11 protein-coding genes are annotated in these 14,078 nt (G+C 74.0%); 5 read left to right on the top strand and 6 right to left on the bottom strand.

Going from position 1 to position 14,078, the window contains the following annotated elements; translation table 11 throughout:
• Together gatA and gatC are read right to left on the bottom strand one after the other, a co-directional pair.
• Positions 1–1,530, bottom strand: coding sequence for an Asp-tRNA(Asn)/Glu-tRNA(Gln) amidotransferase subunit GatA (gatA, locus tag AC4H2S_RS07665; protein WP_491496368.1), 1,530 nt, complete (start codon positions 1,528–1,530; stop codon positions 1–3).
• On the bottom strand, positions 1,530–1,829 hold the full coding sequence (gene gatC, locus AC4H2S_RS07660; protein ID WP_491496367.1) for an Asp-tRNA(Asn)/Glu-tRNA(Gln) amidotransferase subunit GatC: 300 nt from the start codon (positions 1,827–1,829) through the stop codon (positions 1,530–1,532). The genes gatA and gatC overlap by 1 nt, the downstream gene beginning before the upstream one ends.
• Before the next feature lie 167 nt (positions 1,830–1,996).
• Here gatC and AC4H2S_RS07655 point away from each other — a divergent pair, with 167 nt between their 5' ends.
• Genes AC4H2S_RS07655 through AC4H2S_RS07645 form a run of 3 tightly spaced genes read left to right on the top strand, consistent with a single transcriptional unit; the run spans position 1,997 to position 5,147 of the window.
• Complete coding sequence (locus AC4H2S_RS07655) at positions 1,997–3,595, top strand: N,N-dimethylformamidase beta subunit family domain-containing protein (protein ID WP_491496366.1); 1,599 nt, start codon at positions 1,997–1,999, stop codon at positions 3,593–3,595.
• Between the two features lie 35 nt (positions 3,596–3,630).
• Positions 3,631–4,242, top strand: coding sequence for a hypothetical protein (locus AC4H2S_RS07650; RefSeq protein ID WP_491496365.1), 612 nt, complete (start codon positions 3,631–3,633; stop codon positions 4,240–4,242).
• Positions 4,239–5,147, top strand: coding sequence for an LCP family protein (locus tag AC4H2S_RS07645; RefSeq protein WP_491496364.1), 909 nt, complete (start codon positions 4,239–4,241; stop codon positions 5,145–5,147). The genes AC4H2S_RS07650 and AC4H2S_RS07645 overlap by 4 nt, the downstream gene beginning before the upstream one ends.
• A gap of 3 nt (positions 5,148–5,150) precedes the next feature.
• On the opposite strand, the gene AC4H2S_RS07640 is transcribed toward AC4H2S_RS07645, so the two are convergent.
• The 4 genes from AC4H2S_RS07640 to ligA form a co-directional block, all read right to left on the bottom strand.
• Positions 5,151–5,795, bottom strand: coding sequence for a response regulator (locus tag AC4H2S_RS07640; protein ID WP_491496363.1), 645 nt, complete (start codon positions 5,793–5,795; stop codon positions 5,151–5,153).
• A 20-nt stretch (positions 5,796–5,815) separates the two neighbouring features.
• Positions 5,816–8,062 (bottom strand): sensor histidine kinase, encoded by a 2,247-nt coding sequence (locus tag AC4H2S_RS07635; protein ID WP_491496362.1) that lies wholly within the window; start codon positions 8,060–8,062, stop codon positions 5,816–5,818.
• A 55-nt stretch (positions 8,063–8,117) separates the two neighbouring features.
• The gene (locus tag AC4H2S_RS07630; protein ID WP_491496361.1) at positions 8,118–9,365 is read right to left on the bottom strand and encodes a calcium-binding protein; all 1,248 of its coding nucleotides are present in this window, start codon (positions 9,363–9,365) and stop codon (positions 8,118–8,120) included.
• A gap of 81 nt (positions 9,366–9,446) precedes the next feature.
• Complete coding sequence (gene ligA / locus AC4H2S_RS07625; protein WP_491496360.1) at positions 9,447–11,585, bottom strand: NAD-dependent DNA ligase LigA; 2,139 nt, start codon at positions 11,583–11,585, stop codon at positions 9,447–9,449.
• A gap of 179 nt (positions 11,586–11,764) precedes the next feature.
• Between ligA and AC4H2S_RS07620 the strand changes: the two genes are divergently transcribed.
• Together AC4H2S_RS07620 and AC4H2S_RS07615 are read left to right on the top strand one after the other, a co-directional pair.
• On the top strand, positions 11,765–12,367 hold the full coding sequence (locus tag AC4H2S_RS07620; protein ID WP_491496359.1) for a TetR/AcrR family transcriptional regulator: 603 nt from the start codon (positions 11,765–11,767) through the stop codon (positions 12,365–12,367).
• Between the two features lie 91 nt (positions 12,368–12,458).
• A complete protein-coding gene (locus tag AC4H2S_RS07615; RefSeq protein WP_491496358.1) occupies positions 12,459–14,078 on the top strand; it encodes an MFS transporter in 1,620 nt (539 codons plus the stop codon).

Raw genomic sequence — 14,078 nt, 5'->3', positions numbered from 1 at the left:
TCAGTTCACCTCGGCGGTCGGGGCACCGGCCAGCGCCGGAGCCTTGTCGAGCAGCGGGCCGCCCCACTGGTCGGCGTGCAGGGCCTCCAGGGCGGCGCCGACGCGGTAGACGCGGTCGTCGGCCAGGGCAGGCGCGAGCACCTGGAACCCGGTGGGCAGGCCGTCCTCGTCGGCGAGGCCGTTGGGCACCGAGATGCCCGGCGTGCCCGCGAGGTTGGCGGGGATGGTGGCGAGGTCGTTGAGGTACATCGCCATCGGGTCGTCGAGCTTCTCGCCCAGCCGGAACGCCGTGGTCGGGGCGGTCGGCGACACCAGCACGTCGACCTCGCCGAACGCGGCGTCGAAGTCGCGGCTGATGAGCGTGCGGATCTTCTGCGCCTGCCCGTAGTAGGCGTCGTAGTAGCCGCTCGACAGCGCGTAGGTGCCCAGGATGATGCGGCGCTTGACCTCGTCGCCGAAGCCGGCGTCGCGGGTCGCGCGCATCACCTCCTCGGCGCTCGGGTCGCCCTCGGGGGTCACCCGGAGGCCGTAGCGCATCGCGTCGAACTTCGCGAGGTTGCTCGACGCCTCTGCGGGGAGGATGAGGTAGTAGGCGGCCAGGGCGTGCACGAAGGACGGGCACGACACCTCGACGACCTCCGCGCCGGCCTTCACCAGCAGGTCGACCGACTCCTGGAAGCGCGCCATCACGCCGGGCTGCCAGCCGTCGCCGGCCAGCTCGGTGATGACGCCGACCTTGACGCCGGTCATGTCGCCGGCGGCGCCGGCCCGCGCGGCCTCGGTGAAGGAGGGCCACGCCTGCTGGATCGAGGTGGAGTCGCGCGGGTCGTGACCGCCGATCACGTCGTGGAGCATGGCCGCGTCGAGCACGGTGCGGGTGACCGGCCCGGCCTGGTCGAGGCTGTTGGCGAGCGCGACGAGGCCGTAGCGCGAGACCCCGCCGTAGGTCGGCTTGACGCCGACCGTGCCGGTGACGGCACCGGGCTGGCGGATCGAGCCGCCGGTGTCGGTGCCGATGGCCAGCGGCGCCTCGAACGCGGCGACCGCGGCGGCCGAGCCGCCCCCGGACCCGCCCGGGATCCGGTCGAGGTCCCACGGGTTGTGGGTGGGGCCGTAGGCCGAGTGCTCGGTCGATGAGCCCATCGCGAACTCGTCCATGTTGGTCTTGCCCAGGATCGGCAGGCCGGCCTCGCGGAGGCGGGCCACGACCGTGGCGTCGTAGGGCGGCACCCAGCCCTCGAGGATCCTCGAGCCGCAGGTGGTCGGCAGCCCGCGGGTGGTCAGCACGTCCTTGACGGCGATCGGTACGCCGTCGAGCGGGCCGCGCGCCTCGCCGCGGGCGCGACGGGCGTCGGACTCGGCGGCCTGGGCGAGGGCGCCGCCGCGGTCGACGTGGAGGAACGCGTGCACGGCCCCGTCGACGTCGTCGATGCGGTCGAGGTGGGCCTCGGTGAGCTCGACCGAGGTGACCTCGCCGGTGGCGAGGCCCTCGGCGAGGGCGGCAGCGGTGCTGCGGGTGACGTCGCTCATCAGGCCTCCTCACCCAGGATCCGCGGGACCGAGAAGCGCTGGCCCTCCCGGGCGGGGGCGCCGGACAGCGCCTCCTCGGCGGTCAGGCCGGGCACCACGACGTCGTCGCGGAAGACGTTGGTCAGCGGGAGCGCGTGCGAGGTGGGCGGCACGTCGTCACCCGCGACCCCGTTGATGGAGGCGACCGAGTCGAGGATGACGCTCAGCTGGGGGGCCAGGTGGTCGAGCTCGGCGTCGGAGAGGTCGATGCGGGCGAGCATGGCCAGGTGGGCCACCTCGTCCCGGGAAATCTCGGGCATGGGGTTGATCCTAGGTCCACGTCCGGCCCGGGCCCGCCCCCGGTCGGGACCGTCGCCGGATCGTCCCGGCCGTCCGGGACCGCCGCCCCGTGCCCCGGGACGTGCCCGCGGACCACCGTCGTGACCAGGGCGCCGGAGGGCCGGCGCCACGGATCGAGGAGCGGGCGATGCAGCCACGACGGATGGTGGTCGCGGCGGTGGCGCTGGCAGTGGCGCTGGCCGTGCTCGCGACAGGGTGCGGGCCTGTGGAGCGAGCGGCCCAGCCGGGTGGGGACGGGGGGCGCGGAGGGGGACCGCGCACCGCGGAGGGGGAGGCCCGCCGGGCGGTGGACACGCCGCCGCCCGGCGGGCCGGGCGAGGCGACGCCCTCGCCGGCCCCGCGCGGCTCGGAGGACTGGCGCGTGCGCAGGCCGTCGCTGCACGGGGAGGTCGCGGCCTACACGACCCGCGCCAGCGGCGTGCCCGGCACCCGCATCGGGCTCAAGGTGTCGACGACGGAGGGTGGCTACGAGGTGGCCGCCTTCCGCATCGGCGCCTACGCCGGGGGCACGGGCGCGTTCGTCTGGGAGTCGGGGTTCCGCCTGGGACGCGAGCAGTCCGCGCCGCGCTACTCGTCGTACGAGCGGCGCACGGTGGTCGCGCCCTGGCGCCGCACCCTCACCGTCGACACCACGGAGTGGGAGCCGGGGTTCTACGTCTTCCGGCTGCTCACCGACACCGGGTGGGGCACCCAGGTCCCCTACGTCGTCGCCTCCCCGACGGCGGAGGGCACCGTCGCGCTGGTCGCGCCGATCACCACGTGGCAGGCCTACAACGAGTGGGGCGGATACAGCCTCTACGCCGGCGCCAACGGGGACCGGCCGAGCCACGCCGTCAGCTTCGACCGGCCCTACAACGGGGCGACGGGCGCCAACGACTACCGCACCGCGGCCCTGCCGGTCGTGGTGCGGGCGGAGCGCTCGGGCGTGCCGTTGTCCTACTTCACCAACGTCGACCTCCACACCACGCCGGGAGTGCTGGCCGGCGCGCGCGGCTACGTCTCGATGGGGCACGACGAGTACTGGACCAACACCATGCGCGACGTCGTCCTCGCCGCGCGCGACGCCGGGACCAACCTCGCCTTCCTCGGCGCCAACACGATGTACTGGCGGATCCGGCTCGAGCCCGCTGCCGGCGCGCCCGCCCGGGTGGTCGTCGGCTACCGGCACTCCGCCCACCTCGACCCGCTGCACGCCCGCGGCTCGGTCGACACGACGGCGATGTTCCGCGAGCCGCCCGTGCCGCGTCCGGAGCACGACCTGCTGGGCATGCAGTACGAGTGCTACCCCGTCGACACCGACTACGTCGTGGCCAGCCCGGGCTGGTGGGGCTTCCGCGGCACGGGCGTGCGGCGCGGCGACCACGTGCCCGGGCTGGTCGGCCCCGAGGCCGACCGGGTCTACCCCGACGCGCGCCTGCCGCGGCCGCTGCAGGTGCTCAGCCACTCGCCGTACTCCTGCCGGGGCGTGACCACCACGACCCAGTCGGTCTACTACACCGCCCGTTCGGGGGCAGGGGTGTTCAACGCCGGCACCCTGCGCTGGGGCTGCGCGATGGTCGACCGGTGCGAGCGTCCCCTCGGCGCCGCCACCGCCGACTTCACCCGGACCGTGACCGGCACGCTGGTGAGCGAGTTCTCCCGCGGCCCGGTCGGCGAGCGACACCCGGCCCGCGACAACGTCGCCGACTTCGACCTGTCCCCGGTCAACACGGTCCCCGCGAGCTGAGACAGGGGCGCGGCGCGTCGGACATGATGAACGCCATGGGCCACACTCGCCGCCGTGCCGGTCTGGCCGCCAGCGTCGGCGTGGCGCTCGCGGCGGGCATGCTCGCGACGGCCTGCTCGACCGACGACCCGGCCGACGACGACCCGCCCACCTCACCCAGCTCGGTGGCCTTGCGCGTGGAGACGGTCTCGGGGGCCGATCGGCTCGACGAGCAGGCACGCGCCGAGGTCGAGGGCGCGGTCGGCGACGTGCTCTCCGACTACGTCGTCGGGGCGTTCCTGGGCGACTTCCCGCGCCAGGAGTTCGTCCGCTCCTTCGCGTCGTTCACGAGCGGCGCCGCCCGCGACGCGGCGCAGGACATCGACCTGCTCACCGCGGCGTCGGTCCGCGACGCCACGGCCGTGCGGGCCACCGACCTCGACGCACGGCTCTCGTTCCTGACCGAGGCGGGCACCGTGCACGGCGCGAGCGCCCGGGTGCACTTCGCCTTCGAGGCGACGATGGAGGACGGCTCGACGCGGCCCCTGTCGCTCGACGGCCGGTTCCTGCTCGACGCCGAGCGGGACACCTGGTCGATCTTCGGCTACGACGTCTCGTTCGACGACGGCGCACCCGCCGGCGAGGCGGCGGCCGAGGTGCTCCCGTGAGGTGGCTGCGGCGGGCCCTCGCGCGGCTGGCGCTGCTCGCCGGCGTCGCCCTGGTGGTGCCGAGCGGCTCGGTCCACCCCACGACGATCAGCCTGTCCGCGGTGGGCACCGCCAGGGCCGTCGACGCCGGGGGCGGGGTCACCTGGGTGCTGGCCCTCGGGTCGCAGGCGGGCGCCGGTGAGGACGTGATGGGCGGGCTGACCGACGCGATCCAGCTCGTCGGCATCGACCCGGGCACCGGACACGCCGTCGCCTTCGGCCTGCCCCGCGACCTCTACGTCGAGCTGGGCACAGGTCGTGCGCGCCTCAACACCGCGCTGCGGGAGGAGGGTCCGGAGGGGGTCGCCCGGGAGGTCGACGAGCTGCTGGGGATCGAGCCCGACGTGGTGCTGGTGACCGGCTTCGAGGGGTTCCGGTCGATGATGGGCGCGGTCGGCGACGTGCACGTGGACTCGCCGATCTCCTTCACCACCGACGACGGCGGCGTGCGGGTGCGCCGGGGCGCCAACACGTTCGACGCCGAGCAGGCGCTCCTCTACGCCCGCACCCGCGACGCCCTGCCGGCGGCCAGCGACTTCACCCGCGTCGCCAACCACCAGCGGCTCCTCCTGGGGGTGCTCGAGCGGCTGCGGGCGGCCGAGGACGAGGCGGGCTTCATCGAGAGCACCACCCTGACGGCCCTGTCCGGGCTGCAGACCGACCTGTCGCCGTCGGCGGCCTACCGCCTCGTCCAGGCCCTCACCGCCATCGACCCGCGACGCACCACCGGTTGCATCGTCGGGGGCACCTTCGACGTGCAGTACGGCGCCTCGGTGGTGCTGCCCGACCTCGAGCAGGCAGCCGCGGTGGGGGCGGACGCGCGCGACGACGCCCGGCTCCAGGGCGGCTGCCGCGACTCCGGGTGAGCCTCAGCCCAGTCCGGCCTCCCGCGCCTTGACGATCGCCTGTGCGCGGTGGGCGACCTGCAGCTTGGTGAAGATGTTGCTGGCGTGGTTGCGCACGGTCTTGACCGACAGGTCGAGCTGCCGGGCGATCTCGCCGTTCTCCTTGCCCTCGGCGATGAGCCCCAGCACCACCCGCTCACGGTCGGTGAGGTCGGGGAAGGCGTCGGCGACCGGGCGACTGCGCACCCCGGCGAAGTAGGCCATCACGCGGTCGGCGATGCCGGGGCCGAAGATCACCTCGCCGGCGCCGACGGCCTGCACCGCGCGGGTGATCTCGGCGCGGCGCGCCCCCTTGAGGAGGTAGCCGCGGGCGCCCGCCCGCACGGCGGCGAAGACCGACTCCTCGTCCTCCATCATCGTCAGCACGAGCACGCCGATGTGCGGTGAGGACGCCACGATCTGCGCGGTCGCGTCGATGCCGTTGACCCGCGGCATGTGCAGGTCCATCAGCACGACGTCTGGCTGGAGGTCCAGGGCCATGGCGACCGCCAGCGCGCCGTCGGAGGCGGCGCCCACCACCTCCACGTCGGGCGTTGCGGCGAGCAGGGCCTCCAGCCCGCGCCGGAAGTCGTGGTGGTCGTCGGCGACCAGCACCCGGTAGCCGTCCATGGGGTCCTCCTCCCTCCCGGTCATCCCTGCTCGAGCGGAAGGCGCACCCGGACCAGGGTGCCCCCGCCGGGGCGGCCGACGACCTCGAACGACCCGCCGAGCTCCTGGGCTCGTTCGCGCATCGAGGACAGGCCTACACCCGCGTGACGGTCGTCGGCCAGCCCCGTGCCCGTGTCGGACACCTCGATCCGCATCACCGCCCCGTCGCGCGCCAGGCGGACGGCGCACTCGTCGGCGCGGCTGTGGTGCTGCACGTTGGTCACGGCCTCGGAGACGATGCGGTAGGCCGCGACCTCGACGGCCGCGGGGAGCGGCTCGAGATCGGGGTCGGCCTCGATCGACCACGGCACCCCTCCGGAGACCGTGCCGTGCTCGGCCGCCAGGTGCCGCAGCGCCGACACGAGCCCGAGCTGGTCGAGCGCCGGCGGGCGCAGCCCGTCCACCAGCCGTCGCACCTCGGCGATCTCCTCGCGAGCCTGGTCGGAGAGCCGGGCGATGAGCTCCGCGGCCTGGTCCGGGTCGTGGTGGACGAGGTCGGTGGCCGCCTCCAGGCGCATCGCCAACGACGCCAGGGACGGGCCCAGCCCGTCGTGCAGGTCGCGCCTGAGCCGTCGGCGCTCCTCCTCGCGGGCCGCGACCAGGCGCTGGCGCGAGACCTGGAGCTCGCGGTTGGTGGTGACGGCCTGCACCAGCGCGCCGACCTGCGTGCCGATGTCCTCCAGGAGCCGCCGATCGCCCCGGCCGAACGGGTCGTGGCCCGCATCGACCTCGACGCGGAGCCGGCCCAGCGTGGCGCCGCCGACGGTCAGGTCGACGGTCGCCGGAGCGCCTCCCGGGGAGCCGATGGACGCCGAGACGGGCCCCGAGGTCGGCGTGGCCAGCACCTCGACCGCCGCGTAGGACAGGTGCAGGCGCCGGGCGAGCAGCCCGAGCGCCTCGCCCAGCGACTCCTCGGGCGCGGTCAGCGCGTCGAGCCGACGCAGGTCCGACACGACGCGGTCCGGGAACTCCCGGTCGCCGTAGACCACCCGCCGCACCGCCCGCTGCACGGCCACGGCCACCGGCAGCAGGAGGAGCGCGAGCAGCCCACCGGCCAGCATCGATCCGGCCGAGATGTCCACCGCCGCGTCCGCCGCCCGGACCCCGCCCACGAAGGCGGCACCGACGACGACCAGGACGAGCGCCTGCACGAGCCCGCGCCGTACGCGCGGCTCGATGTCGCCGAGCCGGAAGTGCGCCGCCGCCGCCGCGACGCACGTCGTCGTGAGCGCCCCGGCGAGCAGGACGATCAGGTCCGGTCGCAGCACCTCGGCACCCGTGAGCAGGGCCGGCGCCGGACCGAGGACCACCCACGTTCCGAGACCGGCGCCGACACCCAGCAGGGCGAGCCTGGAGGCGAGCACGTCGACCCGGCGGCGCGCACGGAGGTGGGCGAGCGTCGCGCCGACCAGGAGCGCCGGCACCGCGGACCACAGGGCAGGCGACCACACCGTGGCCAGCACCGCGAGGCGGGCGAGCGTCGGCCCGACCCCGGGCAGTCGTGCGGCGAGCCACACCCCGTAGCCGAGCACCGGCACCGCGGGCAGCACCGCCGTCGCCCACACCGTCGCCCACCGGCCCGGGCGGCTCCCGCGGGTCAGCGTCGCGACCGCGAGCACCAGCGCGACGAGCCCGAGCGCGGCCCCCGCCTCCCCCACGAGCTGGGCCCACACGCCTCGTCCGCCGGCGAGGTCGATGGCCCCGAGGCCGAGTGGCGTGGCGGTGAGCATGAAGGGCAGCAGCGCCGTGGCGGCCAGGAACGCACGCGCGGGCACCGCCCCCGGTCTCGCCCAGAACACCGCCGAGCCCAGCGCGAGCAGCAGCCCGGGCAGGAGCACGACGTGCGGGGCGGCGCGGACCGCCGCCGCGACGGGATAGCGCTGGAGGGTGACGTCCACCTGCTGGATCAGGTCGAGGTCGGCCCCGGCCCGGCGCACCTCGTAGCGGACGACGTCGCCCACCTCTCGCCGTACGCTGCCGCGTTCACGCGCCCACTCCTGCGGCGACCGGCCGTCGACGGCCTGCACCACGTCGCCCGCGCGCAACGGCGTCTCGCCGTAGGTCGCCGCGACCCGCACCTCCTGACCCCAGCCCGGTGCGTACGAGGGCAGCAGCCGTGCGGAGAGCGACGTCCCGTCGGAGGGACCGGCCAGCAGGGCGGCGCCGGTCCAGCAGACCGGCACCAGCCAGGCCGCTGCGAGCACGAGCCACCTGCCGGTGCGCGACATGGGGGCATCGTGCCCCCGGGTGCGGTCGTGGGGGAAGCGGGCGCGTGGCGCCGGGTCAGCAGCTGGACCGCTTCTCGGCGGCCTTGCACGTGTCGTTGCCGCCGCGGCCGCGCGCGATGTCGAAGCCCTTGCCGCCGTCGAGCCGGTCGGGCTGCGAGGATCCGGTCATCACGTCGGCGCCGCCGCGGCCGTAGATCTTCACGCGGTGGTCGGGGTCGGCGGTGATGACCTCGGAGTCGTTGCTGCCCTTGAAGATCGACAGCGTCCGGGCCGGCAGCACGATGTCGCTGAACCCGTTGATCTTGCCCTCGACGGTGGCGGGGATCAGGCCGCGGATGGTGGTCCGCTTCAGCTGGTCGATGCGCACCGTGGGCTTGACCGCAAGGTTGGAGCTGGGCAGCAGCCGCAGCTTGTCCTGCCCGCCGTTGCCCCGCGCGGAGAAGCCCGACTCGGTGGGGAGCGGGAAGGTGACGGTGTCGACGCCGCTGCCGCCACGGAGCTGCTGGGGCAGCTCGGAGGTGGACGTCAGGGTGTCGGACCCGCTGCCACCGACGAAGGAGTCGGAGCCGGACGTGCCGCTCAGGGTGTCGTCGCCGGCGTCGCCGTAGAGGCGGTCGTTGCCCACGGCGTCGGACGCGTCGGCGAGGATCGTGTCGTCGCCGCCCCGGCCGAAGATCGTGTCGTCGCCCCCGCGGCTGTGGATGGTGTCGGCGGAGTTGGTGCCCTTGACGGTGTCGGCGTGCGGGGAGCCGATGAGGCGGACGCCGCCGTCGAGGCCGGTCACGGTGTCGTTGCCGTCTGCGGTGATGGGGACGGTCGCGGCCGCGCCGAAGTCGACCACCACCGGAGCCGGCGCGTGGACGTAGGTCACGCCGTCGGGCGTGACGGTGGTGCCGTCGCTGGCCGGGCGCGGGTCGTGACCGAGGTCGATGGCGTCGTCGCCGGCTCCGCCGGAGAGGGTGTCGCCCGTCTTCACCACGCGCCCGAACTGGTCGGTCCGGACCAGGTCGGCCTCGCCGTAGAGGCGGTCGTTGCCGTCGCCGCCCATGATCGTGTCGGCGCCCTCTCCTCCGCAGATCACGTCGTTGCCGCCGAGCCCGCGGATGGTGTCGTTGCCGCCGCGGCCCACGATGACGTCGCGCTGTGGGGTGCCGGTGAGGAAGTCGGCCTTGTCGTCGCCCACGATGGTGGCCCGCAGGCCGCCGCAGCTCGGCGCGGCGTGAGCGTGGGAGGCCACGGCGAGCGGCGCGGTGAGACCGGCCGCCGCGACGACGGCGGGGACGAGGTGACGGACGAGGCGCATGTTGACTCCCAGGACGTAGGTCGGTGCAGGGTTCCTGACCCTCGGGCGGGCTCCCCAAACCTCGCGGCGTCACCAAAGGGGTCAGGAGAGGCCGTCGGGTCCCTTCTCCAGCAGCACGGTGAACTGGTCCTCGTCGAGCACCGGCACGCCGAGCTGCTCGGCCTTGTCGGCCTTGGACCCGGCGTTGTCGCCCACCACGACGTAGTCGGTCTTCTTCGACACCGACCCCGACGCCTTGCCGCCGCGGCTGATGATCGCCTCCTTGACCGAGTCGCGCGTGTAGCGCTCGAGCGAGCCCGTCGCCACGATGGTGAGGCCCTCCAGCGTGCGCGGCACCGACTCGTCGCGCTCGTCGGCCAGGGAGAGGTGGCGCGACCACTTCTCCACGATGTCGCGGTGCCACCCGACCTCGCGCCACTCCACGACGGCGGCGGCGATCGTCGGGCCCACCCCCTCGGTGGCGGACAGCTCCTCCTCGGTGGCACCGTCGATCGCCTCCCACGAGCCGAACTCCTGGGCCAGCGCGCGGGCGGCGGTCGGCCCGACGTGGCGGATGGAGAGCGCCACCAGCACCCGCCACAGCGGCGCGGCGTGGGCCTTGTCGAGGTTGTCGAGCAGGCGCTGGCCGTTGGCGGACAGCTGCGGGCCGTCCTCGCCCTTCCTGGGCGCCCGGGTGAACAGGTCGGTGGTGCGCAGCTTGTCGGCGTCGAGGTCGAAGACGTCGCCCTCGTTGGTGATCGCCCCTGACGACAGCAGGGCGCTGGCCGCCTCGTAGCCGAGGCCCTCGATGTCGAACGCGCCGCGACCCGCGACGTGGAAGACCCGCTCGCGCACCTGGGCCGGGCAGGCCTCGTGGTTGAGGCAGCGCAGGTCGCGGTCGCCCTCCTTCTGTTGCGCGAGCGTCGAGCCGCACGCCGGGCACTCGGTCGGCATGACCCACTCGGCCAGGCCCTCGGGGCGCAGCGCGAGCACGGGTCCGACGACCTCGGGGATCACGTCGCCGGCCTTGCGCAGCACGACCGTGTCGCCCGGCCGGACGTCCTTGCGTCGCACCTCGTGCGCGTTGTGCAGCGTGGCGCGCTCCACGGTCGACCCGGCGACCTTGGTCGGCTCCATCACGGCGAAGGGCGAGACCCGCCCGGTGCGCCCGACCTGCACCTGGATGTCGAGCAGCCGGGCGTTGACCTCCTCGGGCGGATACTTGAAGGCGATCGCCCAGCGCGGCGCCCGGGAGGTCGAGCCCATCCGGCGCTGCAGGGCCACGTCGTCGACCTTGACCACGACCCCGTCGATCTCGTAGGGGACGATCGAGTGACGCTGCTCGCCGGCATGCTCGATGTAGGCCTGCACGTCGGCGAGGGTCGGCACCACCTGTACCTGGTCGGAGGTCGGCAGGCCCCACGCCGCGAGCGCCTCGTAGGCGTGGGACTGGGCCTTCGGCTCGAAGCCGCGACGCTCACCGATGCCGTGGCAGACCATCCCGAGGGCTCGGCCGGCCGTGACGCGCGGGTCCTTCTGCCGCAGCGACCCCGCGGCGGCGTTGCGCGGGTTGGCGAAGGCGGGGCGGCCGGCCTCGGTCATCGTCACGTTGAGCCGCTCGAACGCCTCGACGGGCAGGAAGACCTCGCCGCGCACCTCGAGCAGCTCCGGGACGGGGAAGCCGTCGGCGGCGGTGAGCCGGTGGGGCACCGAGTCGATGGTCTTGACGTTGGGCGTGACGTCCTCGCCGGTGCGCCCGTCGCCGCGGGTGAGCGCCCGCACCAGCCGGCCGTCCTCGTAGAGCAGGTTGATGGCCAGGCCGTCGACCTTGAGCTCGCACAGCAGGTCGGGCTGCGTGAGCCCCTCGCGCTCGAGGCGGGCGTACCACCCCTCGAGCTCCTCGTAGGTGAAGGCGTTGTCGAGGCTCTCCATCCGCTGGAGGTGGTCGACGGCGGTGAACTCGGTGGACACCGCCCCGCCGACCTTCTGGGTGGGCGAGTCGGGGGTGCGCAGCTCGGGGAACTGCTCCTCGAGCGCCTCGAGCTCGCGCAACCGGGCGTCGAAGTCGGCGTCGGAGAGCGTGGGGTCGTCGAGCACGTAGTAGCGCCAGCGGGCGTCGTCGACCTGCTCGCTGAGGTCGCGATGGCGCTCGCGCGCCTCGGGCGGGGCGGACGCGACGGAGGCGTCGGAGGTGGCCGGGGCGTCGCCGGCCTCGGGGCCGGTCTGCTGCGACGTGCTCATGGGCACAGTCTGCCGGTCGCGACCGACAGGGCGCGCGGGGTGCCGGCCGTGGCCCCGGGTGGACGGCGGCAGCGGTGGTGGTCTGGACCAGATGAAACGGACTTGTTCCATCGGGGAGGACGTGCCTAGGCTCGGTGAAACGAAACCGTACCGTTTCACTCGTCGACCCAGGAGGTGCCGTGATCCCGACCGAGACGTGCCTCCGCCCGCGGGTGAAGGGCCAGCGCGAGCTCGAGATCCTCGAGGCGACGCTGCAGGTGCTCGACGAGGTCGGCTACGACCTGTTGACCATGGACGCCGTCGCCAGCCGCGCCAAGGCGTCCAAGGCCACGCTCTACCGCCGCTGGAAGGGCAAGCCCGAGCTCGTCGTGGCGGCGATCATGGCGCACAAGGGCGAGAACGTCGTGCCCGACACCGGCACCCTGCGCGGCGACCTGATCGCCGCCTACTGCGGCACCGGCGGGCTCAACGACCCGATGGCGAAGAGCGTGCTGACGGCCGTGGTGACGGCGATGGGCCGCGACCCCGAGTTCGCCGAGATCTACCGTCGCGACCTCATCGGACCCAAGATCGCCACGTCCCGGGTGATCTACGAGCGGGCCCGCGAGCGCGGCGAGGTCCACCCCGACACCGACCTCACCATCCTCGCGCCCTCGCTCGCCGGCATCGTCCTGCACCGGGCGTTCCTGCTCGGCGACGCCGTCACGCCCGAGCTCGTCGCCCGGGTGATCGACGAGGTCATCCTCCCCGCGGCACTCCGCGGACCCGCGCCCACGGCCTAGCCCGTCCCCGGGCCACGAGCCACACCACGTCCGGCGCCGCTGTCGGACCCCTCTGCTCCACTCGACTGCACGACCGTTCGAAGGATGTTCCATGACCGACAGCACGCTGGTTGCCGACGAGGTGACCCCCGAGCAGCACCACCGCCTGCGGTGGGCCCTCGTGCTCATCTCCCTCGCGCAGCTGATGGTGGTGCTCGACAGCACCATCGCCAACATCGCCCTGCCCTACATCGGCACCGACCTGTCGATCGACCAGGCCAACCTGCAGTGGATCGTCACGGGCTACGCGCTGACCTTCGGCGGCTTCCTGCTGCTCGGCGGCCGGCTCGCCGACCTCTACGGCCGACGGCTGGTCTTCATCACCGGCGTCCTCGTGTTCGCCGTCGCCTCGCTGGTCGGCGGGTTCGCCCAGAACGAGACCATGCTGCTCAGCGCGCGCGGCCTCCAGGGCCTCGGCGCCGCGATGGCCTCCCCCGCCGCCCTGGCGCTCATCACGACGACGTTCCCGGCGGGCCGCGAGCGCAACCGCGCCTTCGCGGTCTACGCCGCCATGGCGGGCGTCGGCGCCGCCGTCGGCCTGATCCTCGGCGGCTGGCTGACCGGCCTCGACCCGATCCTCGGCCTGGAGGGGTGGCGCTTCACCTTCCTCATCGTCGTGCCCATCGGACTCGCCGCGGCGCTGCTCGCGCCCCGGTTCTTCGACGAGTCCGAGCGGCACTCCGGGTGGCTCGACGTCCCCGGCGCGATCACCGGCACCGGAGCCCTGCTCGCCATCGTCTACGGCCTGTCCCGGGCCGGCGACGAGCGCTACGGGTGGAGCGACACCACGACCGTCGCGAGCCTCGTCCTGGGTGTCCTGCTCCTGGGCATCTTCCTGCTCGTGGAGTCCCGGGTCCAGCACCCGCTGATGCCGTTCCGCATCTTCCGCAGCAAGAACCGCGCCGCCGCGTTCGCCGTGATGATGATCGTGCCGGCCGCGATGTTCGCGATGTTCTTCTTCCTCTCGCTCTTCATCCAGCTCGTGGTGGGCTACTCCCCGCTCCACACGGGCGTGGCCTTCCTGCCGTTCTCGATCGCGATGATCATCTCGGCCACCGCCGCCTCGAGGCTGATCAGCCATGTCGACCCCCGGCTGCTCTCCGGCGTCGGCACCCTGCTCTCGGCCGCGGCGCTCTACGGCTTCAGCCGGATCACCGTCCCCGAGGACCCGGGCTCGATCCTGGCGACCCTCCCGCAGTCGATGGGCGGCCAGGGCGTCGCCCTGGGCGACGGCGTCAGCTACTGGACCGAGGTGCTGCCCTTCGTCGTCCTGATGGCGTTCGGCATGGGGCTCAACTTCGTGCCGCTCACCCTGGTCGCCGTGCACCACCTGCGGGCGCAGGACACCGGCATCGGCTCCGGCGTGCTCAACACCATGCAGCAGGTGGGCGGCGCGCTCGGGCTGGCGACGCTGAGCACCGTCTCGCTCCACTTCGCCCAGTCGCGCGCCGACGAGATCGCGCCGGCCATCGCCGCCGCCGCACCCCGGCTCGACGAGTCGGCGCTCGGCAGCCTGGCCTCGCTCGGCTCGTTCACCGAGGGCGCCACGATGGCGTTCTTCGTGGGCTCGCTGATGATGCTCGCCGCGTCGGCGATCGTGTGGCTGTTCCTCGACGTCAAGCACGAGGAGCTCGCCACCGAGTCGGCACCGGAGGGTGTCGGCGCCCACTGA

The sequence above is a fragment of the Nocardioides sp. Z13_37 genome (assembly GCF_058355585.1).
This window is presented reverse-complemented; position numbering and strand designations above follow the sequence as displayed.

Excerpts from the sequence above, each read along its gene's own strand:
- AC4H2S_RS07630 (WP_491496361.1), bottom strand. The coding sequence starts at position 9,365 with ATGCGCCTCGTCCGTCACCTCGTCCCCGCCGTCGTCGCGGCGGCCGGT.
- AC4H2S_RS07655 (WP_491496366.1), top strand. The coding sequence starts at position 1,997 with ATGCAGCCACGACGGATGGTGGTCGCGGCGGTGGCGCTGGCAGTGGCG.
- ligA (WP_491496360.1), bottom strand. The coding sequence starts at position 11,585 with ATGAGCACGTCGCAGCAGACCGGCCCCGAGGCCGGCGACGCCCCGGCC.
- AC4H2S_RS07635 (WP_491496362.1), bottom strand. The coding sequence starts at position 8,062 with ATGTCGCGCACCGGCAGGTGGCTCGTGCTCGCAGCGGCCTGGCTGGTG.
- gatC (WP_491496367.1), bottom strand. The coding sequence starts at position 1,829 with ATGCCCGAGATTTCCCGGGACGAGGTGGCCCACCTGGCCATGCTCGCC.
- AC4H2S_RS07615 (WP_491496358.1), top strand. The coding sequence starts at position 12,459 with ATGACCGACAGCACGCTGGTTGCCGACGAGGTGACCCCCGAGCAGCAC.
- AC4H2S_RS07650 (WP_491496365.1), top strand. The coding sequence starts at position 3,631 with ATGGGCCACACTCGCCGCCGTGCCGGTCTGGCCGCCAGCGTCGGCGTG.
- AC4H2S_RS07640 (WP_491496363.1), bottom strand. The coding sequence starts at position 5,795 with ATGGACGGCTACCGGGTGCTGGTCGCCGACGACCACCACGACTTCCGG.
- gatA (WP_491496368.1), bottom strand. The coding sequence starts at position 1,530 with ATGAGCGACGTCACCCGCAGCACCGCTGCCGCCCTCGCCGAGGGCCTC.